The organism is Brenneria izadpanahii (assembly GCF_017569925.1).
Taxonomy (GTDB): Bacteria; Pseudomonadota; Gammaproteobacteria; order Enterobacterales; family Enterobacteriaceae; genus Brenneria; species Brenneria izadpanahii.
This window is the reverse complement of record NZ_CP050854.1, coordinates 3,525,112-3,546,578: the sequence shown is the minus strand read 5'-3', so window position 1 is coordinate 3,546,578 and position 21,467 is coordinate 3,525,112. Positions and strand designations below refer to the sequence as shown.

The window sequence follows — 21,467 nt, the reverse complement described above, 5'->3', positions numbered from 1 at the left end:
TCTTTCCCCGATCTCAGGTCTGCGGGCGCAGACTGCGGGTATAGTACAGCACCAGCAGCAGCCCGACGACGGCGACCAACGCTCCGATTACCGGGATGTAGGCGTAGCCCAGCCCTCCGGCGATCGCCGCGCCGCCCGCGGCGGCCCCTAACGCATTGCCCAGATTGAAGGCCCCGATATTGACCGATGAGGACAATCCTGGCGCTTCATGAGCGACCCGCATAACATTCATCTGTAGCGGCGGCACGACGCCGAACGTCGCCATCCCCCACACGACCATGCTGAATGCCGCGCCGATTTCACTTCTGGCCAGCCAGGGGATTGCCAGCATCGTTACGATCAGCAGCAGAAAAAAGCCTTTCAGCGTGCCGTTCAGCGATCGATCGGCCAGGCGTCCGCCCAAATAGTTGCCGAGAGAAAACCCTATCCCGATTAATATCAACATGGCGGTGATGAAACCCGGCGACGCGTGGGTGAGGGTCGTCAGCACCGGCGAAATATAGGTATACAGGGTGAACATGGCTCCGGCGCCCAGGACGGTGGTCAGCAACGACACCACGACGACCGGGCGGGTCAGTACCGCTAATTCCTGACGAACCTGAGGACGTTTCCCCTTATTGCCGCCCGGCGGCAGCGACAGCAACAGGCTCAGCATCGCCGCCAGTCCCAGTAGCGATGTGGCGGCGAAAGACATGCGCCAGCCGATCATTTCTCCAAGCCAGGTCGCCGCCGGAACGCCGCCGATATTGGCGATGGTCAGCCCCATAAACATAGTGGCGACGGCGCTGGCCTGCTTATCTTTGGTGACCACGCTGGCGGCCACCACCGAGCCAAGGCCGAAGAAAGCGCCGTGATTCAGGCTGGTAATCAGCCGTGAAATCAACAGCACCGTATAATTGGGCGCAACGGCCGATAACAGATTTCCCAGCGTGAAAATGCTCATCAGGAAAATCAATGCGCTGCGATGAGAATAACGCGACAGCAATAGGGTCATAATCGGCGCGCCAACCATTACGCCAATCGCATAGGCGCTGATTAACATGCCGGCGGCGGGAATGGAGACATCGACGCCGCGAGCAATAACCGGTAATAATCCCATCGGAGAGAATTCTGTAGTACCAATGGCGAATGCGCCTGTGGCTAAGGCCACCAGTGGAAAATTGAGTTTCATCAACAGCCGATCCTGATAGAAAAATGCCGTAACCGTCCCGGTTTTTTTGCGGAATTCGTTATCGGCGCAAGTGACTGGAAAAATAAATGAGAACGAACAGCAGTATCCCCGCCCCTGATAACAGGGGTAGGGAAAAGCGGCTGTCTCTTCTTGGTTTCCGAGCGATTAATCGTCCCAGCGAGCGGCCAGCCCATCGGGACTGACCTCGCGGCCGCCGCGATCCAGAGCGGCGATCTCCGCCATATCGGCCTGCGTCAGCGTGAGCTGTTGCGCCAGTAAATTGCTGGCCAGGTTTTCCCGCTTGGTTGATGACGGTATGACCGAAAATCCGGACTGTAGCGCCCAGGCCAGCGCCACCTGAGCCGCCGTTGCCTGATGCCGTTGGGCGATGGCGTTAATGACTTTGTCTTTCAGTATCTTGCCATACGCCAATGTCATGTATGAGGTAATAGCGATATTTTGCTGTTTCAGGAAAGAAACCAGCTTGGGGCTTTGCAAATAAGGGCTTAATTCTATTTGATTGGTGGCGATCTGATCTTTTCCTACCGCTGCCATCGCCGCTTGCGTTTCAGCGATGGGAAAATTGGAGATGCCGATCTGACGGCTTAAGCCCTGCGCTTTGGCTTCGGCCAGCGCGGTCATGAATTCATCCACGCCGACGCCGTTGCCGGGGGCGGGCCAGTGAATTAACGTCAGGTCCACATAATCCGTGCGTAATTTTTTCAGACTTTCTTGCAGACTGGGGATCAGCTTGTCTTTGGCGTAATTATCCACCCAGATTTTGGTGGTGATGAATAACGAATCGCGATCGATGCCGGATTCAGCCACGGCCCGGCCCACTTCCGCCTCATTATTGTAAATCTGGGCGGTGTCGATCGCGCGGTATCCCACATCCAGCGCATTACGGACGGAATCGATAACTACCTGGCCGGTCAAACGGAACGTTCCCACTCCAAACGCAGGAATAGTCATATCTTTACCTCCTGAAAAATAGCAATATTGAATTTCTCAATTATTCCATATGGCTACGTGACGCTTACCGTCAACGAGATAGTCATTATGGCAGCCTGATATCGTAGATATAGTGGCATAATTGCGAAAGATAATTGCCTATAGATCAATAATGACCATTTTATTGCGCGCGCGCGCGGGCGGCTCGGCTCCTCCCAGGGCGGACGGTTATTCCCGATAGCGCATACGGCCCGCCGCCGTTTTCTCCAGCAATTGCGCCAGCTTTTGGGCGATAGCCGCAAAGTCCTCTTCGTTGTTTCCCTGCCGCGTCATAAATTGCGTGCCGACGCGCAGCGCGAATTCATTCGGCGCTCGCGGATCGGCGCAGGAGCCGACCAGAATGCCGTGCTGTTCAAGGGCGGTGATGGCCGCTTTCGGCGACAGCGATGAGTCCATCGGGATCAATAGCTGGTGGGTGGCGGTTTGATGCGGCGGCGCGGCGATCACCGCCACGTTCATTGCCCGCAGCGCGGCGGCCATCGCGGCCGTGTTGCGGCAAATCTGCCGCGCATAGCCGCCGCCGTTGCGCCGGGTTTCCATCAGCGTAACCAGCAGCGACGGAAGGCAACCGGCATCGCAGTTGGCGATCATCCGGCTTTCAATCAACTGCGACAGGCGCTGACGATCCTGCGCATTACGGCCGGCAATAATGCTGTGCGGGCGTCCAGGGAAGGTTTTATAGGTCGAACTGGTCATGATATCGACGCCCAACGCCAGCGGATTGGGAAACATTCCTCCGGCAATCAGCCCCAGCACATGGGATGCATCGAAAATGACTTTGCCGCCGACCCGGTGCGCGCTGGCGACCACCGGCGCGATATCGTCGGCTTTGATCATCACCGAACGGCCCAGCATCACCAGTTTGGGCTTCTCGGCAAGGACCATCTCGGCGGCCGCGGCGGCGTCCAGAGCGTCGTTTTCCGCGTCGTACGGCAAATCCATCACTTTCAGCCCCGCCAGTTCGGGCGTTCCTCCGCGGCGCTGGCTCAAGTGGCCGCCGTGGGCCGCGGCCGGCGCCAGCAGCAGATCGCCGGGTTGGGAAAATGCATGAAATACCGCCAGATTCGCCGTCGTGCAGTTCGCCAGCCGGGTTTCCGCCCATAGCGAACCGAACAGGGCGTTGATTTCGTTTTCCACGGCGGCTTCCAGTTTCGACACCAGATCGGTGTCCGGCTGCTCCTTGGCGAACCGGGGGCCCATGGCCGGATAGGCGCTCAGCGCCGGCGAGTAGGCGGCGATAGCCGCTTCGCTGGGTAAATTGGCGCCGGCGTAGAGTACGATGCGATCGTTCTTCAGGGCGTCGAGGCGAGCGGCGCAAAGGCGTAACAGCGCGTGGTTGTCTTCTGCGGCCGCAGCGTCATGGCCGGTCTGATTGTTATGTTGCGTTATGGGCATTTAATTCACCAATCTGTTTGAAAAAGAGCGTTACCCTGTGTTTCTGACCCCACCCCGGCCCTCCCCTTCGCAGGGGAGGGAGCAAATCCGGCGTTCTCTCCTCGCAGGGGAGGGAGCAGATCCGGCGTTATCTCCTCCCCCTGGCAAGGGGGAGGGCGGGAGGGGGTAATTAGTGGCAATGTTTCGCATTTTGTCGGCGCTCCGATACTCTGCGTTTTGCCGGCCGCAGAGGGAGATCGCCGCCGGAAATCTCATGCGGTACGGCATCGGATGCGCTGCTCCCCGGATTTCATCATGGCTCAACGGATAATGGCGGTGCGCTTCTGTAGCAGCCGCACGGCATTGGATGCCAGATAAGAGATGATGAAATAGACGGCGGCGGCGAACAGATACATTTCCAGCAAGCGTCCGTCGCGTTGCGCGACCTTGGCCGCCGCGCCGAGAAAATCGGTAATCGACAGGACATAGACCAGCGAGGTGTCCTGAAACAGGATAATGGTCTGGGTCAGGAACAGCGGCAGCATGTTGCGCATGGCCTGCGGCAGAATGACATACAGCATGGTTTGCCTTCCGGTCAATCCCAGCGCCAGAGACGCCTGAGACTGGCCGGCGGGCAGCGACTGAATGCCGGAACGGACGATTTCGCAAAAATAGCAGGCTTCGAACAGCGTAAAGGTGATGACCGATGACCAGAAGGGCTCGACCCTGACCGGAAAAGACGCGCCGGTGATCCATTGCAGAATATAGGGCACCAGAAAATAGAACCAGAAGATCACCAGAACCAGCGGCAGCGAGCGCAATAGGTTGACGTAACCCGCGGCCAGCATGGCCAGCGCCTTGAATCGGGACAGGCGCATTATCGCCAGCAGCGTGCCGAAAATAATGCCCAGCGCCGTGGCGAAGAAGGTTAACTTCAGCGTAAAGCTCATCCCGGTCAGAAACAGGTAGGGCAAGGCGTTGACGATGGTCTGAAAATCAAATCCCGTCAGCATGATTTCACCCCTTCTTCCGGTTCTGATCCATGCCGAAACCCGGCAGCGCCGCTCGTTTTTCCATGTTGCGCATAACAAAGACGATAATCAGATTAAGCAGCAGGTAAAGCACGGTGGCGGCGGTAAAGGCCTCAAACACCTGAAAACTGTTTTCCTGCATGGCGCGGGCGCTGCCGGTGAGTTCCACCAGCCCGATAGCCAGCGCCACCGAGGTGTTTTTGGTACAGCTGAGAAATTCCGAGGTGATAGCCGGCGTTACGATGCGAAACGCCACCGGCAGCAGCACGAAACGGTAAGTCTGCGGCAGCGTCAGCCCCAAGGCTTGTCCGGCCATGCGCTGTCCTTTGGACAGGCTTTCCAGCCCGGCGCGCACCACTTCCGCCATGCGCGCGCCGTGATAGCAGCCCAGACAGAGCGTCGCGGTATAAAATTGCGCGTTAGGCAACTGTTTCAACCAGACGCCCGCCGATTCCGGCAGCGCTTCCGGTAAGACGAAGTACCAGAGAAACATTTGCATTAACAACGGAATATTGCGGAACAGTTCGACGAAGGCGCCGCCGCAGCGGTTCAGAACGGCAAACGGCGTATTGCGGGCGATGCCGGCCAAAGAACCCAGCAATAGCGCGATGCTAAAGGCGCAGACGGCCGTAACGGCCGTCCAGCCGAGACCCATCACCAACGTTTGCCAGTAAGTGTTGGTCCCATCAAGCGACATATCGAAAAATATGTTCCAGTTCCAATTATAGTTCATCGTTTCTCAAACTAGCCGTTCTTATTATTTACAGCGTTTGTCGGCCTACGCGCCGCCGACGTGATTCCCTGGATATGGCGCTAAATCGCATGCGTCGATAGCAAAGCAATATGGATCTGTTTCTTAGCGGTAAAGCTCAGGATTCGGATCGTCGGTCGGATGGGCGATCGTTTTCTGCAACTGCGCCGACATCGGGAAATTCATATTGATGTTTTTCGGCGGGATCGGCTGCGTGAACCATTTATCGTAAAGCGCGGTAATGGCGCCGCTGCTGTACAACCCTTCAATAGTGGTATTGACCAGCGTCTTAAACTGCTCGTCGTTACGGCGCAGCATGACGCCATACGGCTCTACCGACAGCGGTTCGTCTGAAATCTGGTAATCGTCGGGATTCTTGGACGTCGCTCTGGCGCCGGCTAAGGAAACGTCATCGAAAATAAAGGCGGCGGCCCGGCCGGTTTCCAGCGTCAGCATGCCTTCGGCCAGATCTTTGGCGGAAAGAATGGTCATGCCCAATTTCCCGGCGTTGTTGGCGTCATTGATAATCCTGACGCTGGTGGTGCCTGCCAGCGTAACCACGGTTTTTCCCTTTAAATCCGCCATGGATGCCGCCGGCGCGGATTTTTTGGAAAGAATTCTCACGGCTGCGACGAAATAGGTGGTGGAAAAGGTAACCTGCTTCTGGCGTTCGGCGTTGTTGGTGGTGGTGCCGCACTCCATATCAATGGTGCCGTTGGTCAGCAGCGGAATGCGCGTCGTGCCGGTGACCGGCATAGTGCTGACCGCCAGCTCGGGCTTGTTCAGCTTGGTTTTTACCGCGTCGACCACCGCGGCGCAGATATCCATCGCGTAGCCGATCGGCTGCTGATTATCGTCGTAGTAGGAGAAGGGGACCGCGCCGTCGCGGTGGCCCACGGTGATCTGGCCGCTGTCGGCGATTTTCTTTAATGTTCCCTCCAACTCCTCGGCGCCAGCCGATGCGGTAGCCAGAATAAGCGTGCACAGGGATGTAGCCAATATCTGTCGTTTCATGGTTGCTCCACGGGAAATAGAATGAATTACGCTTTCATACTGATGGCCGGTCCGCGTTGCGCCGCGAATGTCAGTGCGGAAAACGCAGCGCAGCAGGAGTTCGATTGGCCGATAATCGTTCAATTTTGCAGCAGCGGTCAATAAAAAATAATAATGTATAATTAATTCATTTTACCGAGACGCAAAAAGACCCGCGCTCTCGGCTGGCATACGAGAGTATTTTTATTTTAAATTCATATGGTTATTCTGAAATGCCGCGATATGGCTAATGGCGGGAAATATAGATAAAAGTTATGACCATCAGTGATGGCTGCTGGTGGACGCGTTGACGGCGTTACGCACGGCGTTTGCGGTGCTCATGACATGCCTGCGCAGCGTGGCGGCCAGCTGCTGCGCATTTTTGTCCCGCAGGCACTGTAGGATCTCTTCATGCTCCTGCACCGCCAACTGCCAGTCGCTGGGGCGCTGCCGGATGGTATGGCGGATATTTCTGATGCGCAGCTCAAGATTGTGGTACAGCGCAATCAGCGATTGGTTGCGTGCCGCGGCGAATATGGCTAAATGAATTTCCCGGTTCAGTCTGGAATACTCCAGTCTGTCGAGCTGCTGGTAAGCCTGTAGCATGGCGTTATGCAGTTGCTCAATATGGGTTAGCTCGTCGCTGGTGATATGCTGGCAGGCTATTTCGCCGGCCAGTCCTTCCAGACTGGCGATAATGGGGAAAATTTCAAACAGTTCGTCGTCCGTCAGCGTGGCGACGCGGGCGCCGCGCTGGGGCAGCAGAACGATCATCCCTTCGGTGGCCAGCACCTTAAGCGCCTCGCGCAGCGGGGTGCGCGATATCTCAAACTGTTCGCACAGCGCTTTTTCGGGGATCCTGCTGCCCGGTTCCAGTTCGCCGCTGACAATCATTTCACGAATCAGATCCGCAATCTCGCTATGGAGCGTTTTTCGTGAAATGGACATTCCTTTGAGCATGGGAACCTTCTTTAGATGAATGACGGCGCAACGCAACGAAACAGGAAATTATGCTAGCAAGCTAACAATAGCATAATGCATAGCGCTTTCAGACTTCAACCGCCCCATTGGCAGGGGCGTTATGCGGATTTGCCCGCCGCGTCTACCATTGCCTGAGCGCCAGCGCCGCGGCGCCGAACGCGGCGCTGTTTTGCGCCGGGATGGAAGAGATTTTCAGCGGCGGCAAAGGCAACGGCGCTTCGCCGTTGGGCCGCGGGCGCGGCGTTTCCAGCGCGCTTTTCAACCGGCGCGTAAACGGCTGCGGCAGCGTGCCGCCGAGGTAGACGCAGGGCGGGTCGAGCAGGGCGGTTACCGTGTAAATCAGGTCGAACAGCTCATCCGCCGCCCGTTCGATCCAGCGTCCGCCCGCCGGTGAGTTCGCCAGACTTTCCCACTGCGGATCGTCCGGGGATGAGGGGATATCCACTCCCGCCGCCCGCAGACAATCCTGCAAATCATCAAACGAAGGGCGTGACTGCGAACGAGGGCGCAGCGCGCCGATTTCGCCGGCGTTGCCATTCTGGCCGTGATAGAGATCGCCGTTTAGCACCAGCGCGCCGCCGATGCCTTTACCGATGTACAGGTAAAAGAAACTGTCATGATGGTCGGCCTCGCCAAAATTCAATTCGCCGATGGCGGCGCAGTTGGCGTCGTTCTCCACCAGTACCGGGCAGTTCAGCCGTTCGCTCAGTTGGCTGGCGATATCCACGCCCCGCCAGGCGACCAGGCCGGGGGCAATCCACACCGGCAGCGCGCCGCCGTCAAAGCGGGCGGGCAGCGCCAGATTGACGGCTAACATTTTGTCCTGTGGGATACGCTGTTGCTCCATCAACGCGGCGACCGCCCCGGCGAGGGTATCCGCCACGGTCAATACGGAGCGGAAATCTCCCCGCAGCGTTTTTTCCGCCACGCAGTGCCCGGCGTAGTCCATCAGCAGCAGACAGATCAGATCGTATTCCGCGTATACCCCCAACACATAACCGGTGTGGGCCACCACCCGCAAATTGATTTTGGGCGGGCCGCGCCGGCCCTGTTCTCTGTCGCTCTCTTCCAGAATGCCGAGGTTGAGCATGTCCCGCGTCATCATGCTGACGGCGGCGGTGGTCAGCCCGCTGGCGGCGGCGAGCGCGAGACGGGACAGGCAGCCGGAACGGCGTAATAGCGCCACCAGTTTACGGTGAGTCGCGGTGAGTTCGCGTTTATCCATGATGGTTCGGTTTCTCCTGATATCCCGCCGGCGGTCATATGCCTGCAATATAATTAAGCTACTTAATTAATTCGTCAACTTAAATAGCAGGGTAGTGACTATGCGTAAATTTACATTGTTGTCTTTATCTGCGGCTGTGGCGCTGAGTATGGCGGCGCATAGCGCGCTGGCTGAAACGATCGCTCTGAAACTCTGGACGCTGAACGACAGAAACGCCCCGATGCGCACCGCCAACATCGAGGATGCGGCCGAGGTGATGAACCGTCAGTTCGCCGCGGCGGGCGTGGACAAGAAAATAGTGATTGATACCCATGCCAGCGCGGTGCAGGGCTGGGACGATCTGGCGCTGGACACCATGAAAGCCTTCGCGGTCAATCAAGGGCCGGATATCGTGCTGCTGCCCCACGAGTGGATCGGCGAATTCGCCCGCAATGGCTACGCCATGCAGATGGACGATCAGATTAAGGCCAATCCGTGGGTGTACGGCGATATTTTGCCGACGCTGTGGGACGCCGCCAAATATCAGGGCAAGATTTACGGCATCCCGCAGGATGCGGAAATCCGCATGTTCTTCTACAACAAGGACATGTTGCGCAAGATCGGCAAGGATGAGGCGTTTATCGATAGTTTGCCGGCGCGCGTGGAAAGCGGCGATTTCACCCTGGATGACCTGACCGCGCTGTCCAAAGAGGTGGTGAACGGCGGCGCCGCGCAGGTTGGCATGCTGCACCGGCCGAACGTCGGCATTGATTATCTGATGGTTTTTTCGTCGTCCGGCGCGAAGTTTATGGATGAAAAAACCGGCAAACTGCTGTTCCCGAAAAAAGAGATCGAAAACGCGTTGAGCTGGTACGCCCGCAACGTCAGCGAGGGCGTTACGCCGACCGATAATACCTCAATGAGCTGGGACGCCATTCAGGCCAATTTCAAACAGGAAAAAGCCTTTATTTTCCATCAGGGGATCTGGGCGATGGCCTGGCAGGTGAATGACAACTTCGGCCCCGCCTGGCCGGCCGATAAAGCGGGTTATACCCATAAAATCGGCTGGATCCCGGCTCCGGCGGCGGTCAAAGGCGGCAAACCGGCCAACCTTTCCCATCCCATCGTCCATGTCGTCAGCAACAAGAGTAAAAACCGGGAACTGGCCGCCCAACTGGTGGCGATAGCCAGCCTGCCTTATTACAACAACCGCCATGACGTGACCTCCTATCATATCGCCATCAGTCATGCGCAGACCGCCATGCCGCAGTATACCGATAGCTGGGCGTTGGCCGAGGCCGGCAAGATGATGACGAACCTGACCTTTGTGCCTAATCATGTGCGGTTCGGCGATTACAACCGGGTGTTGTTCAAAGGGTTGCAGGCGGTGGAAACCAAACGGATGACGCCGGCGCAGGCGGTCGAGTTCATCGCCGACGAGCTGGAAATGCAGTTGGGCAAGGATGTGGAAATCGTCGATAGCCTTCATTGAGAGCATGCCGGGAGGGTCTGATTCCCGGTCATACCGTAAGGGTCAAGATATGTCCGTTATTCTTCCGCAGCGTACGTCCAGAACCCGGCCTTTGCTTTATATGGCGCCGGCCATTTCGGTGTTGGCGGTGTTTTTTATCGCGCCGATCCTGCTTAACCTGGTCATCGCCTTCAGCGATACGGGCAGCAACCTAGAGATCGCCCGCTTCAGCGCCGATAACCTGGCGCGGCTGTTGGTCTCCGATAGGCGGATGCCCGCGATCCTGCTGACCACGCTGGCGTATGTCTGCGCCACGCTGCTGCTGTTCAATCTGGGGTTGGGGATCGTACTGGCGATCGCCACCACCGCCATCCCTGCTCGCTTCGGCGCGCTGTTTCGCGGCATCTGGTTTCTGCCGCGCATTTCGCCCTCGGTGCTGTATGCGCTGCTGTGGATATGGGCGGTGGATTCGTCGCCGCACGGTTTGCTCAACCAGATAACGATCAACCTGCTTGGGCTGCCGCCGCTGAATATCCGTAATGATCATCCGATGCTGCTGATTGTGGTCGCCAATGGTCTGGTGGGCGCGTCTTTCGCCATGGTGATCCTGACTTCCACTATTCGCGCCATTCCTGCGCACCTCTGGCATGCCGCGCGCGTGGACGGCGCAGGGGAGTGGTCGGTGATCCGCCATGTGGTGCTGCCGGCGATCGCCGGTCCGGCGCGCTTTATCGCCATGTATCAGGCGCTGTCGCTGATGGTGACCTACGAATATATCCTGCTGCTGACCGGCGGCGGGCCGGTGTACGACACCACGACGTATGCGCTTTACATCTATCGCCGCGCCTTCGAGTCCGGGGCGTATGGATACGGCGCGATGCTGGCGCTGGGGCTGATGCTGTTTGGCGTGCTGCTGACGCTGCTGCAATGGCGAATGATGAACATGCGGGATCAGTTTGCTCCGCCGCGTATTGAGGTACTGCGATGACCGATGTTGTTCGTATTGACTGGGCGCGCCGGGCGGCGCGTTCGCGCTGGAACCGGCTGGGTTTTATGAGCGGGGTGATCGCCTTCCTGACGCTGGTTTCCATTCCGGTGTTTGTGCCTTATCTGTGGCTGTTGGCGATCTCGTTCACCAACCGCGACGGCAGCGCCGAATTTCATGTGTTGTGGCAGTTGCTGGCCATCGCGGGGCTGGCGTTTGCGCTGCTGATGGTCATCGCCTGCCGGGTGCGCAATGAAACCCATATCGCGCGCCTGCGCTGGATGGTCGGGCTGATGGCGCTGCTGCTGCTGGTTCTACTGGTGGCGCCGCAGCTCACGCTGCACAACTACCGTTTTTTATGGAACCCGGACATACAGGCGGCGGGCGCGAAAAGTAATACGCTGCCGTCGATCTGGGCCGCGTTGGGCAACTCCTTTCTGTTCGCCGCCGGGCATACGCTGTTGGTGACGCTGCTGGCGGTGCCCGCCGCTTACGCCTTGTCCCGCCTGGGATTCCGGCGGCGTGAAGGCATGTTGAAAACGCTGTTGCTGCTGCACGCCTTTCCGGTGATGGCGCTGACGGTGGCTATTTTCATCCAGATTTACTGGATGGGAATGTTGAACAGCCTGTTCGGCGTGATGCTGGTGATGTGCGCGCTGGAACTGCCGTTCGCCATCTTTGTGATGAAGGGCTTCTTCGACGGCGTCTCCTGGAACATCGAAATGAGCGCCATTACCGACGGCGCCAGCCGTTTTCAGGCTTTTCGGATGGTGGTGCTGCCGCAGGTGGTCGGCGGCGTGATTGCCATCGCCACCTTCGCGTTTCTGCGCGGGTGGGAGGAGTACATCTTCGTGCGCACCCTGCTGATCGACAGCAACCGGATGACCATGAGCCTGTATCTGTTCTGGACATCGCAAGACAGCATGGGGGCGGATTCCGGCCTGATCGCCGCCGTCGGCATTATCTACATCCTGCCGGTGATCGTGCTGTATCTGTTTACGCAAAAATATCTGACGCAGATGAGCGTCGGTGGAATCAAGGGTTGAATCATGGCGGAAATTGTTCTTGAAGGGGTGGCGAAAGCCTGGGGCGATACACAGGTGCTGCATCCCGTCGATCTGACTATCGACGATGGCGAATTTGTGGCGATCCTCGGTCCGTCGGGCTGCGGCAAATCCACGACGCTGTTTCTGCTGGCCGGGCTTTATGCGCCGACGCAGGGACGCATCCTGTTTGACGGTCAATCGGTCAACGGCGTCGATGCCCGCGACCGCAATGTCGGCGTGGTCTTTCAGTCCTACGCGCTGTACCCGCATCTGAATGTCTATGACAACATCGCTTTCCCGCTGCGTTTTAAGCCGGTCGATCGGCAACTGAGCGAGCGGCGCATCCGCGAGGCGGCGGAGCTGGTCATGGTGGATGAGTTGCTGGATCGCAAACCGTCGCAGCTATCCGGCGGACAGCAGCAGCGGGTGGCGTTGGCGCGGGCGCTGGTCAAGCAGCCGTCGCTGCTGTTGCTGGATGAACCGCTGTCCAATCTGGACGCCACGCTGCGTATGGCGATGCGGGCGGAATTGAAAGCCATTCATGCCCGTACCGGCGCCACCACGCTGATGGTGACGCACGATCAGATCGAGGCCATGACTATGGCCAGCCGCATTATCTGCATGAACAAAGGCCGGGTGGAACAGATCGGTACGCCGGAAGCGCTGTACCGTCAGCCGGCCAATACCTTTGTCGCCGGCTTTATCGGTTCGCCGCCCATCACCCTGCTGCCGGGGGCGGCGAGCGGCGATGAAGCGCAGGTGGGCGAATGCCGTCTCTGGCTATCGCAGCCTTATCGCGGAGCGCTGACGCTGGGCATTCGTCCGGAGGATGTCTCGCTGACCGCGGCGGGCGGCGGCGTTCTGGACGGGGTTATCGAACAGGTGGAGCCGATGGGCCGGGAAGTGCTGTACCGTCTGCATACGCCGTTGGGATCGCTCCAGGCGCTGGTGGCCGGCGCGGCGGCGCAGTACGGCCCCGGCGCGTCGCTCGGCGTGTCGCTGCCGTATGCGTCGCTGCTGCTGTTTGACGCCGATGGCTATCGTCTGCCCGGCGCGGCCGTTTCTTTTCTTTCTTCCGATCAACGTCCTGCCAAACGGCAGGCTAACTCTCTTTGGTAACAGGTTAAATCATGCTTATTGTCAGCTACAACATACAGTACGGCCTTGGCCGCGACGGCCGTTACGATTTGGCGCGCATCGCCGATGAGGTGCAGGGGGCGGATATTATCTGCATGCAGGAGGTCGAGCGTTTCTGGCAGCGTTCAGGCATGCGGGATGAAGCCGCGGAGTTTGGGGAACTGCTGAAAAACTATTACTGGGTATACGGCGCCAACCTCGATATGGACGCCAGCGTCGTGGAAGCCGACGGCCGGGTGCATAACCGCCGCCGTCAGTTCGGCACGCTGACGCTTTCCCGCTGGCCGATTATTTCCAGCCGTAATTTCCCGTTGCCGAAGTTCGGCACGCTGACTCAGCACTCCATTCAGCAAGGGGTGCTGGAAGCGGTGATCGATACCGGCGCGTCGGCATTGCGCGTGTACAACACTCACCTGAGCCACCTGTGCGCGGAAACGCGCCTGCCGCAGATAGAGGCGATGCTGTCGATTTTCGCTCAGGCGCCGGATGAAGGCGGCGCCTGGTGCGGCGGACATCCCGATCCCCGCGCGGGCTGGACGGAAGGCGGCATGCCGCCGATGCCCGCGGAGATGATTCTGATGGGGGATCTGAATTTTCTGCCGGGCAGCCGGGAGTATAGCCGGTTGATAGGGCCGGTATCGCCGGAACACGGCCGGCTGATCCGTCATAACGGCCTGATGGACGCCTGGGTAGCGGCGGGGCAGGCGGAAGAGAGCGGCGTCACCCATCCGAATGCGGGCGGGCGTATCGATCACTGTCTGCTGACGCCGACGTTGGGCCGGCGGGTGCGCCGCTGCTGGGCGAATACCGACGGCCAGGGTTCCGATCATTATCCGCTGTGGGTGGAGGTTCAGTAAGCGGGTGATGGCGTTGGCCGTATCCAGCAGGCGATGGCGTCCCGCATTGCGGCCAACCGGTTATCCAACGCTTCCGGCGCGGTGAGATCCTGCTGGTAGACGATGGAGAGAGTGGAACAGTTTATCAGATAGAAAAAACCGAGAGCGGAAATAGAAATATTCAACTGCATGGCGTCCAGCCCGGCTTTTACGGTCCCTTCCCGTTCGCCGCGCTCGATGAGCGACTGCGAGATCCCTTGCCAGCTTAGATTGATATCGTCGATATTGCGCGAGGCTTTCAGATGACGGGCTTTTTGCTGGTTTTCACTACTTAGCAGCCGAATAAATTCGGGATGCTCCAGATAGTAATGCCAGGTGAAGTCCACCAGTTGCAGGATCGCCTGATCCGCCGGCAGATGGTCCAGTTGCAGCGCCGCCTCTTCCTTGCGAATTCCCCGATAGGCGTCTTCCAGCACGCGGGTGAACAGCTCATCTTTATTATTGAAATAATGATAAATAAGCTGTTTGTTGATATCCGCCTGACTGGCGATTTGCTCAACGCGGGCGCCGTCAAATCCTTTCTCCGCAAATTCTTTGCTTGCCGCGGCCAGGATCCTCGCCTGGGTAAGCGCCGGGTCACGTTTACGTTTAGATTTTGCTGTTTCTGCCACGCCGCCACCTCAAAGTATTGATCAGATGTATTTTTTGCCAGCGAAAAACCATTGATAACGCGCCTAATCCTACCATAGCGCAAGGGCGCAATAACAATGACCGGCGCTAAGTTTGGCGACAAACTCATCATGGCGCACGGCGTGAAGCGCCAGGCGCCGATTTTTAAACTTTTCCCTGGAGCCCGAATGAAAGCGGCAAACCGGCAAGGTGCGGCGGCGGTATAAAACCCAACGATCCGCGCAATGATCGACATTGTGATCCTGCTCAAAAATGTATCAACCATCTGGTTGATTATGCGAGTTGGATCATTTTTTTTGTCCTGAACACGCTCTAGAATCGTCAAATAACCAAACGGTTGGTTGATTATAACGTATTGAATAATAAAGATATGGAGAACGTATGACGACAACAACTCGCCCAGTGGCGCTGATTACCGGCTCTACGCGGGGAATTGGCAGGCAGTGCGCCATTGAACTGGCTAAACAGGGATTCAATGTGGCGATCAACGGACGGGATACCCCTGAAGGCGTGCTGCGCCAGCAGGAATTGGTCGATCTTCTCGCAGGGTACGGCGTAGAGGCGATAGCTTGCTCCGGCAACGTGGCGCAGCTTGAACAACATCAACCGATGCTGGATCGGATTCTTGAACGCTGGGGCAGGTTGGATTGTCTGGTCAATAATGCCGGCACCGCCGCCAAACAGCGTGGCGATTTGCTGGACGTCAGCGCCGAAAACTATCAGTACTGCCTGGATGTCAATGCGCAGGCGATGTTTTTTCTCAGCCAGCGCGCCGCGCGCGTCATGCTGCAACAGGGCGAGCTTAACGGGCGCCACCGCAGCATCATCAATATCACTTCATGCAGCGCCTCGATCCTGTCGATCAGCCGCGCCGAATACTGTATCTCCAAAGCGGCGGCCAGCATGGTCACCCAGCTTTTCGCCTTACGTTTGGCCGAAGAAGGGATCGGCGTTTATGAGATCCGGCCCGGCATTATCAACACGGATATGACCCGCGTGGTGAAGCCTAAATACGACCGACAGATTGCCGATGGGCTGGTGCCGATGAAGCGCTGGGGGGAAACGCAGGATGTCGCTCTGGCGGTGCAGACCGCGGCGGCGGGGAAACTGCCGTTTACCGTCGGGCAAATCATCAACGTCGACGGTGGGCTGAATGTCCCGCATTTTTAATAAAAATAACAACTAGTTATCGCGAAAGCGTTAATCAGAACTCCAGGGGGAGCTATCAATGGCGACACACTCTATTGGCATTATCATGCATGGCGTTACCGGCCGCATGGGGAAAAACCAGCATCTGATTCGTTCCATCGTCGCGATTCGCCAGCAGGGCGGCGTGGCGTTGGCGAACGGCGATCGATTAATGCCCGATCCCATTTTGGTGGGCCGCAATGAAGAGAAAGTCGCCGCGCTTGCCCGCAAGTACCGGATAGAACGCTGGACGACCGATCTGGAGCAGGCGCTCGGCAATCCGCAGGACGTTATTTTTTTTGACGCCGCCACGACGCAGGCCCGTCCGGGACTATTGAAGCGAGCGATCGCCGCCGGCAAGCATATCTACAGCGAAAAGCCCGTCGCGGTCGGTCTGGAGGAGGCGCTCGATCTCTATCGCTTCGCCGAAGAACGCGGGGTGAAGCACGGCGTTGTGCAGGACAAACTCTGGCTGCCCGGTTTACAGAAACTACAGATGCTGAACCAATCCGGCTTTTTCGGCAAAGTGCTTTCCGTGCGCGGCGAATTCGGCTACTGGGTTTTTGACGGCGATTTACAGCCCGCCCAGCGTCCTTCCTGGAATTACCGTCGGCAGGATGGCGGCGGCATCATTCTGGATATGGTTTGCCACTGGCGTTACGTCATCGACAATCTGTTCGGCGAAATAAAAAGTCTGAGCTGTTTCGGCGCGACGCATATCCCGCGGCGCTGGGATGAAAACGGCCAGCCTTACGCCGCAACGGCCGACGATGCGGCCTATGCCACGTTTGAACTGCGCAACGGCGTGGTGGTGCAAATCAATAGCTCGTGGTGCGTGCGCGTTCGGCGCGATGATCTGGTTACTTTTCAAGTGGACGGCGTCAATGGTTCCGCCGTGGCCGGTCTGACAGACTGCCGTACCCAGTCCAGCGTCAATACCCCCAAACCGGTGTGGAATCCCGATGTCCGTCAAACCCATGACTTTTATCAAGACTGGGCGTTGATGCCTGAAAATCAAATCTATGACAACGCTTTCAAAGCGCAATGGGAGCTGTTCCTGCGCCATGTGTGGGGCGAGGGGGATTTCAAATGGAATCTGCTGGAAGGGGCGAAAGGGGTGCAGTTGGTGGAGCTTGCGCTGCAAAGCTGGCGCGAACGCCGCTGGATAGACGTTCCCGCGTTGAACCATAAATGATGGCGCTGAATGAGGAGTCATACCGATGTCTGAACATCACAACCAACAGCCCGACGCCAATCTGCTTTCACTGAATACGGCCACGGTTCGTCAGCAGTGGACGCTCGATAAAATCATTGACGGCTGCGCCCGTCATGAGATCCGCGGCATTTCCCCGTGGCGCGATCAAACGCATGCCCTTGGCGTGAAGGAAGCCGCGCGCCGTATCCGCAGTCACCAGTTGACGGTGACCGGCTACTGCCGCGGCGGCATGTTTCCCGGCGCGACCGAGCAGCAGCGCCGCCGCAACGATGACGATAACCGCCGTGCGGTGGATGAAGCGCTGGAGTTGAACGCGCAGTGCCTGGTGCTGGTGGTCGGCGGCCTGCCGGAAGGCAGCAAGGATCTCGGTCAGGCCCGTGTGCAGGTGCGGGATGGGCTGGCGGCGATGCTGGAGTATTCGCGTTCGGTGTCTATGCCGTTGGCTATCGAGCCGCTGCATCCGATGTACGCCGCCGATCGCGCCTGCGTCAACACGCTCGAACAAGCCAACGATCTGTGCGACGAACTGGGCGATGACGGTTTGGGGATCGCGGTCGATCTCTACCACACCTGGTGGGACCCCAAATTCGCGCAACAGATTAAGCGCGCCGGAAAATCGCGGCTGCTCGCTTTTCATATCTGCGACTGGCTGGCATCGACGCAAGATCTGCTGCTCGATCGCGGCATGATGGGCGATGGCGTTATCGATATCCGCGGGGCGCGCTGGACGGTGGAAGCGCAAGGATACCGCGGCTTTCACGAAGTGGAGATTTTCTCGGCCAAAAACTGGTGGCTGCGCGATCCCGACGACGTTCTGGCGACCTGTAAACAGCGTCATCTAGCGTGTTGCTAGGCTGCGGAAACGTCGCCTTATCTCCGACATAGAAAAATATCGGCGGCCATTATCCGGTTGCCGAGGTGAAATTCAATTCTCGTTGCTAACATTATCAACCGGGGAAATTATGAATACAGATACAAAAAAAATGATATTGGTGTCCGTCCTCTGCGGGCTCGGTTATATGATGTATTCAGTGGACCGAATGACCGTATCCTCAGCCATTGGCTTGATTTCTCATGATTTTGGTTTGGGAAAAGGCAGCTCCGGTATATTACTCAGCTCCTTCTTTTACGGCTTTATTCTGTTTTTATTCGTCTCAGGCATTATTTCCGACAAACTCAGCGGTAAGCCGGTATTAATTCTTGGGCTGACGTTGTTTTCCCTCGCCACGATATTTACCGGACTCGCCGGCAGTCTCACCGCGCTAATTTTTTATCGCGTCATGACCGGTATCGGAGAGGGGATATTCTGGCCCGCCGCCTCGCTGGAAGTGGCTAACGTTACTACCGAAAAACAGCGAACTACCGTGATGTCGCTGTACTGGATGGGCTACCCTATCGGCGGTTTCTTCGGCACCTGGCTGGGCGCGGTGCTGGGGCCGGTCTACGGCTGGCGCATGGTCTTTTACGTCGCAGGCGGTCTGGGGCTTCTGGTGGCGCTCCTTTACGCCATTCTGGTTAAAAGCGAGCCTAAATCCGCCGCCGCTCGCGCCAAATCAACCGTAGTCAAAGAGAAGGTTCCATTAAGCCTGCTGTTCAGCACCCCGTCCGTGGTGATGATGGCGCTCTACTATTTTCTGCTGCTGTGCGGCTGGTGGATCGTGCTGCTGTGGGCGCCGACTTTCCTGATGAACGCCAAACAAATGCCGATGAGCATGGCCGGGACGATCGCCAGCCTGCTTGGCCTGACCGGCGCGCTGGGGGGCTTTCTGCTGGGGCGCTACTGCGATAAAGGCAATTTTTCCCGCAAGAGATGGATTTTGATCGGGATCACCGTAGCCAGCGGGCTGTTAATGGCTTCGCTGATCGTTGAATTGCCGCTCTTTGTGGTGGTGGCGCTGGTGATGCTGCTCGGATTTATTGGCTATCCCATTACTCCGCTGGTGATCTCCTTTACCTCCGAACTGGTGCCGGTTTCCATTCGCGGCGCGGCCATTGGTTTCGTCATGAACATCGGCATGATTGCCGGCGGTATCTCTCCGGTGCTGGCGGGTTATCTGTCCGACCGTTACGACATGCCGGCGGTGTGGTTTTTCGCCGCCTGCCTGATGGCGTTAAGCAGCTTGCTGCTGCTGAGAGTCAATAAAATCGAGGTTGGAGCGGATAGCGCCGTCAAGCCAAAGGCGTCGGGCGTGGTCTCCGATACCTGATTCCTCATCCGATGATAACCGAATGCCCGCATAACAGATTTCAACGAGTGGACCGAATATGGCAATGATTATTTCGCAGAATACGCTGGACCAGTTAACCGATGTCGAAATGCCCAAACATACCGCCATCCGCCAGCCGGATGAGTCGCTGGCGCTGGAGCAGGGGATAACCCTTCCCGTTTATCGCGGCGAAGCGCTGGTGGTGGGCAGCGGCGCCGCCGGATTACGCGCCGCGGTGGAGCTGAAGCGGCGGAATGTGGATGTGCTGGTTGCGACGCAGACGCTGTTTTGGGGCACGTCCGCCTGCTCCGGATCGGATAAGCAGACGCTGCATACCGCCGCCACCAGCAATCGCGGCGATAATTTCATTCAATTGGCGAATGCGCTGAGCGCCGGCGGGGCGATGGACGCCGATACGGCCTATGTCGAAGCCGTCGGTTCTATTGAGGCGTTCGCCGGCCTGAAATATATCGGCCTGCCTTTGCCGGAGGATCGTTACGGTGCCACCTTACGCTATCAGACCGACCATGACGAAGCGGGCCGCGCCACCAGTTGCGGACCGCGCACCTCGCGGCTGATGGTCAAGGTGCTGGCCGAAGAGGCGAACCGGCTGGCGGTGCCTTTCGTCGATCACTCGACGGTTATCCGTCTGTTAATTGACGATCGTGATGGTAAACGGCGGATTGCCGGGGCGCTGGCGATCAATACCGGCGCACGCTGCGAGCATAATCCCGCCGGTCTGGCGCTGTATCTCTGTCCGTCGCTGGTGCTGGCCGCGGGCGGGCCGGGTGAGCTGTTTCGCGACAGCGTCTATCCCAACCGCTGTTTCGGATCGCTGGGGCTGGGGCTGGAAGCGGGGATCGAGGCGGTAAACCTGACCGAAAATCAGTTCGGCATCGGCACCCGGCGCGATGAGTTTCCGTGGAATCTATCTGGAACCTATGTTCAGTGTATGCCTTACATCTATTCGGTGGACGAACAGGGCGGGGAACATAATTTTCTGGCTGATTACTACCGCACCACGCAGGAACTGGCGTCGAATATTTTCAGAAAAGGTTATCAATGGCCGATCCACGCCACGCGAATGCTGAATTTTGGCTCCAGTCTGGTCGATTTGGCGATTTTTTCCGAATCGCAACTGGGCCGAACCATCTATATGGATTTCAATCGTAATCCGCAGCCGGTGCCCGGCGGCCGGCCGTTCAGCCTGAACGAACTGGATGACGATGTCGCGCAGTATTTGACGAACAATGAAGCGTTGCTGACCATGCCGATCGATCGCTTGCGGCGCATGAATCCGCTGGCTATCGAACTCTACAAACATCACGGCCATGATATCAGCGCCGCGCCGCTGCCGTTTAACGTCAACCATCAGCATATGAATGGCGGGCTGGCGGTGGATATGTGGGGGCAAACTTCGCTGGCCGGCTGTTTTGCCGTCGGGGAAGCGGCCGGCACCCACGGCGTGACCCGGCCGGGCGGCGCGGCGCTGAATGCGGGACAGGTATTCGGCATGCGCTGCGCCCGGCAAATCGCCAGTCAGGAGAACACCGCGCCGATAGCGGTATCGGGGCTGCTGCGCCAAATTAACGACTGCGCGCAAGAGATCCGCATGGGAATGAACAATAAAAACGGTCTGGATATTACCGATATCAAGCGGGAAATTCAGCAGCGGATGAGCGATAAGGCCGGATTTATCTGCCATGCCGATGAGGTCAGGGATGCGTTGCTGGCGGCCAGGCGGCTTAATGAACAAATACGCGAGCGCGGCGTAGCCATTCCGTTCGTCAACAAAGCGGCGGTCAGTTTTCAATGGCGTCATATGGCATTGGCGTCGGAAGCGGTGCTCAGCGCGCTCGATTTCTATATCAGTCAGGGGGGCGGCAGCCGAGGCGCCAGAGCCATTTGCTCGCCGCGGGGGGAGGAAACCCCAACGACGCGCGCCGGCGCGCTGGAGCAGTACCGGTTTTTGACGGAAAAACCGGAGCATAAACAGCAACAGCTGTTCGTTAGCTATCGGCCATCGGGTTTTACCGTGACGCCGAAGCCTTTACGCTCTCTCGGCGATCTCGACGCTATCTTCTTCGAGAAAAACTGGCCCGATTTTCTGACCGGGGAAATCTATCGCTAATAATG

Annotated in this window: 20 protein-coding genes; 11 read left to right on the top strand and 9 right to left on the bottom strand. The window is 57.9% G+C overall.

The window, feature by feature from the left end; translation table 11 throughout:
• Positions 1–13: 13 nt before the first annotated feature.
• The 8 genes from HC231_RS15795 to HC231_RS15760 form a co-directional block, all read right to left on the bottom strand.
• Positions 14–1,171: an MFS transporter gene (locus tag HC231_RS15795; protein ID WP_208231370.1), complete on the bottom strand. Its 1,158-nt coding sequence runs from the start codon at positions 1,169–1,171 to the stop codon at positions 14–16.
• A 165-nt stretch (positions 1,172–1,336) separates the two neighbouring features.
• On the bottom strand, positions 1,337–2,143 hold the full coding sequence (dkgB, locus tag HC231_RS15790; protein WP_208227671.1) for a 2,5-didehydrogluconate reductase DkgB: 807 nt from the start codon (positions 2,141–2,143) through the stop codon (positions 1,337–1,339).
• A 207-nt stretch (positions 2,144–2,350) separates the two neighbouring features.
• A complete protein-coding gene (locus HC231_RS15785) occupies positions 2,351–3,577 on the bottom strand; it encodes a PLP-dependent transferase (RefSeq protein WP_208227669.1) in 1,227 nt (408 codons plus the stop codon).
• 299 nt (positions 3,578–3,876) lie between these two features.
• On the bottom strand, positions 3,877–4,566 hold the full coding sequence (locus HC231_RS15780; protein WP_246494855.1) for an amino acid ABC transporter permease: 690 nt from the start codon (positions 4,564–4,566) through the stop codon (positions 3,877–3,879).
• 7 nt (positions 4,567–4,573) lie between these two features.
• Complete coding sequence (locus HC231_RS15775; protein ID WP_208227666.1) at positions 4,574–5,320, bottom strand: amino acid ABC transporter permease; 747 nt, start codon at positions 5,318–5,320, stop codon at positions 4,574–4,576.
• Between the two features lie 123 nt (positions 5,321–5,443).
• A complete protein-coding gene (locus HC231_RS15770) occupies positions 5,444–6,352 on the bottom strand; it encodes a transporter substrate-binding domain-containing protein (protein WP_208227663.1) in 909 nt (302 codons plus the stop codon).
• 300 nt (positions 6,353–6,652) lie between these two features.
• Positions 6,653–7,330, bottom strand: a complete 678-nt coding sequence (locus HC231_RS15765) for a GntR family transcriptional regulator (protein ID WP_208227661.1) — start codon at positions 7,328–7,330, stop codon at positions 6,653–6,655.
• 142 nt (positions 7,331–7,472) lie between these two features.
• Positions 7,473–8,576, bottom strand: a complete 1,104-nt coding sequence (locus HC231_RS15760; RefSeq protein WP_208227659.1) for an ROK family protein — start codon at positions 8,574–8,576, stop codon at positions 7,473–7,475.
• A gap of 100 nt (positions 8,577–8,676) precedes the next feature.
• Between HC231_RS15760 and HC231_RS15755 the strand changes: the two genes are divergently transcribed.
• From HC231_RS15755 to HC231_RS15735, 5 genes are read left to right on the top strand one after another with little or no spacing between them, the layout of a single operon-like run.
• Positions 8,677–10,047, top strand: a complete 1,371-nt coding sequence (locus tag HC231_RS15755; RefSeq protein ID WP_208227658.1) for an ABC transporter substrate-binding protein — start codon at positions 8,677–8,679, stop codon at positions 10,045–10,047.
• A 49-nt stretch (positions 10,048–10,096) separates the two neighbouring features.
• The gene (locus tag HC231_RS15750) at positions 10,097–11,014 is read left to right on the top strand and encodes a carbohydrate ABC transporter permease (protein ID WP_208227656.1); all 918 of its coding nucleotides are present in this window, start codon (positions 10,097–10,099) and stop codon (positions 11,012–11,014) included.
• Positions 11,011–12,057, top strand: coding sequence for a carbohydrate ABC transporter permease (locus HC231_RS15745; RefSeq protein WP_208227655.1), 1,047 nt, complete (start codon positions 11,011–11,013; stop codon positions 12,055–12,057). The genes HC231_RS15750 and HC231_RS15745 overlap by 4 nt, the downstream gene beginning before the upstream one ends.
• 3 nt (positions 12,058–12,060) lie before the next feature.
• Complete coding sequence (locus tag HC231_RS15740; protein ID WP_208227652.1) at positions 12,061–13,176, top strand: ABC transporter ATP-binding protein; 1,116 nt, start codon at positions 12,061–12,063, stop codon at positions 13,174–13,176.
• A gap of 11 nt (positions 13,177–13,187) precedes the next feature.
• Positions 13,188–14,051, top strand: a complete 864-nt coding sequence (locus HC231_RS15735) for an endonuclease/exonuclease/phosphatase family protein (RefSeq protein ID WP_208227650.1) — start codon at positions 13,188–13,190, stop codon at positions 14,049–14,051.
• On the opposite strand, the gene HC231_RS15730 is transcribed toward HC231_RS15735, so the two are convergent.
• On the bottom strand, positions 14,045–14,701 hold the full coding sequence (locus HC231_RS15730; protein ID WP_208227648.1) for a TetR/AcrR family transcriptional regulator: 657 nt from the start codon (positions 14,699–14,701) through the stop codon (positions 14,045–14,047). The two genes, HC231_RS15735 and HC231_RS15730, sit on opposite strands and share 7 nt — an antisense overlap.
• A gap of 96 nt (positions 14,702–14,797) precedes the next feature.
• On the opposite strand from HC231_RS15730, the gene HC231_RS24160 reads away from it, so the two are divergent.
• The 6 genes from HC231_RS24160 to HC231_RS15705 all read left to right on the top strand — a co-directional run bounded on the left by HC231_RS24160 (position 14,798) and on the right by HC231_RS15705 (position 21,462).
• Positions 14,798–14,926: a hypothetical protein gene (locus tag HC231_RS24160; protein WP_281397333.1), complete on the top strand. Its 129-nt coding sequence runs from the start codon at positions 14,798–14,800 to the stop codon at positions 14,924–14,926.
• 175 nt (positions 14,927–15,101) lie between these two features.
• Positions 15,102–15,890: a 3-ketoacyl-ACP reductase gene (locus HC231_RS15725; protein WP_208227646.1), complete on the top strand. Its 789-nt coding sequence runs from the start codon at positions 15,102–15,104 to the stop codon at positions 15,888–15,890.
• Positions 15,891–15,948: 58 nt separating this feature from the next.
• Positions 15,949–17,103 carry a Gfo/Idh/MocA family protein gene (locus tag HC231_RS15720; protein ID WP_208227644.1) on the top strand — a complete coding sequence of 385 codons (1,155 nt, stop codon included), beginning with the start codon at positions 15,949–15,951 and terminating at the stop codon, positions 17,101–17,103.
• A 25-nt stretch (positions 17,104–17,128) separates the two neighbouring features.
• Positions 17,129–17,977, top strand: a complete 849-nt coding sequence (locus tag HC231_RS15715) for a sugar phosphate isomerase/epimerase family protein (protein WP_208227643.1) — start codon at positions 17,129–17,131, stop codon at positions 17,975–17,977.
• Positions 17,978–18,164: 187 nt separating this feature from the next.
• Positions 18,165–19,331, top strand: a complete 1,167-nt coding sequence (locus tag HC231_RS15710; RefSeq protein WP_208227641.1) for an MFS transporter — start codon at positions 18,165–18,167, stop codon at positions 19,329–19,331.
• A 64-nt stretch (positions 19,332–19,395) separates the two neighbouring features.
• Positions 19,396–21,462, top strand: a complete 2,067-nt coding sequence (locus HC231_RS15705) for an FAD-binding protein (RefSeq protein WP_208231369.1) — start codon at positions 19,396–19,398, stop codon at positions 21,460–21,462.
• The last annotated feature ends 5 nt before the right edge of the window (positions 21,463–21,467 follow it).

Excerpts from the sequence above, each read along its gene's own strand:
- HC231_RS15795 (WP_208231370.1), bottom strand. The coding sequence starts at position 1,171 with ATGAAACTCAATTTTCCACTGGTGGCCTTAGCCACAGGCGCATTCGCC.
- dkgB (WP_208227671.1), bottom strand. The coding sequence starts at position 2,143 with ATGACTATTCCTGCGTTTGGAGTGGGAACGTTCCGTTTGACCGGCCAG.
- HC231_RS15785 (WP_208227669.1), bottom strand. The coding sequence starts at position 3,577 with ATGCCCATAACGCAACATAACAATCAGACCGGCCATGACGCTGCGGCC.
- HC231_RS15775 (WP_208227666.1), bottom strand. The coding sequence starts at position 5,320 with ATGAACTATAATTGGAACTGGAACATATTTTTCGATATGTCGCTTGAT.
- HC231_RS15770 (WP_208227663.1), bottom strand. The coding sequence starts at position 6,352 with ATGAAACGACAGATATTGGCTACATCCCTGTGCACGCTTATTCTGGCT.
- HC231_RS15765 (WP_208227661.1), bottom strand. The coding sequence starts at position 7,330 with ATGCTCAAAGGAATGTCCATTTCACGAAAAACGCTCCATAGCGAGATT.
- HC231_RS15760 (WP_208227659.1), bottom strand. The coding sequence starts at position 8,576 with ATGGATAAACGCGAACTCACCGCGACTCACCGTAAACTGGTGGCGCTA.
- HC231_RS15755 (WP_208227658.1), top strand. The coding sequence starts at position 8,677 with ATGCGTAAATTTACATTGTTGTCTTTATCTGCGGCTGTGGCGCTGAGT.
- HC231_RS15750 (WP_208227656.1), top strand. The coding sequence starts at position 10,097 with ATGTCCGTTATTCTTCCGCAGCGTACGTCCAGAACCCGGCCTTTGCTT.
- HC231_RS15745 (WP_208227655.1), top strand. The coding sequence starts at position 11,011 with ATGACCGATGTTGTTCGTATTGACTGGGCGCGCCGGGCGGCGCGTTCG.
- HC231_RS15740 (WP_208227652.1), top strand. The coding sequence starts at position 12,061 with ATGGCGGAAATTGTTCTTGAAGGGGTGGCGAAAGCCTGGGGCGATACA.
- HC231_RS15735 (WP_208227650.1), top strand. The coding sequence starts at position 13,188 with ATGCTTATTGTCAGCTACAACATACAGTACGGCCTTGGCCGCGACGGC.
- HC231_RS24160 (WP_281397333.1), top strand. The coding sequence starts at position 14,798 with ATGACCGGCGCTAAGTTTGGCGACAAACTCATCATGGCGCACGGCGTG.
- HC231_RS15725 (WP_208227646.1), top strand. The coding sequence starts at position 15,102 with ATGACGACAACAACTCGCCCAGTGGCGCTGATTACCGGCTCTACGCGG.
- HC231_RS15720 (WP_208227644.1), top strand. The coding sequence starts at position 15,949 with ATGGCGACACACTCTATTGGCATTATCATGCATGGCGTTACCGGCCGC.
- HC231_RS15715 (WP_208227643.1), top strand. The coding sequence starts at position 17,129 with ATGTCTGAACATCACAACCAACAGCCCGACGCCAATCTGCTTTCACTG.
- HC231_RS15710 (WP_208227641.1), top strand. The coding sequence starts at position 18,165 with ATGACCGTATCCTCAGCCATTGGCTTGATTTCTCATGATTTTGGTTTG.
- HC231_RS15705 (WP_208231369.1), top strand. The coding sequence starts at position 19,396 with ATGATTATTTCGCAGAATACGCTGGACCAGTTAACCGATGTCGAAATG.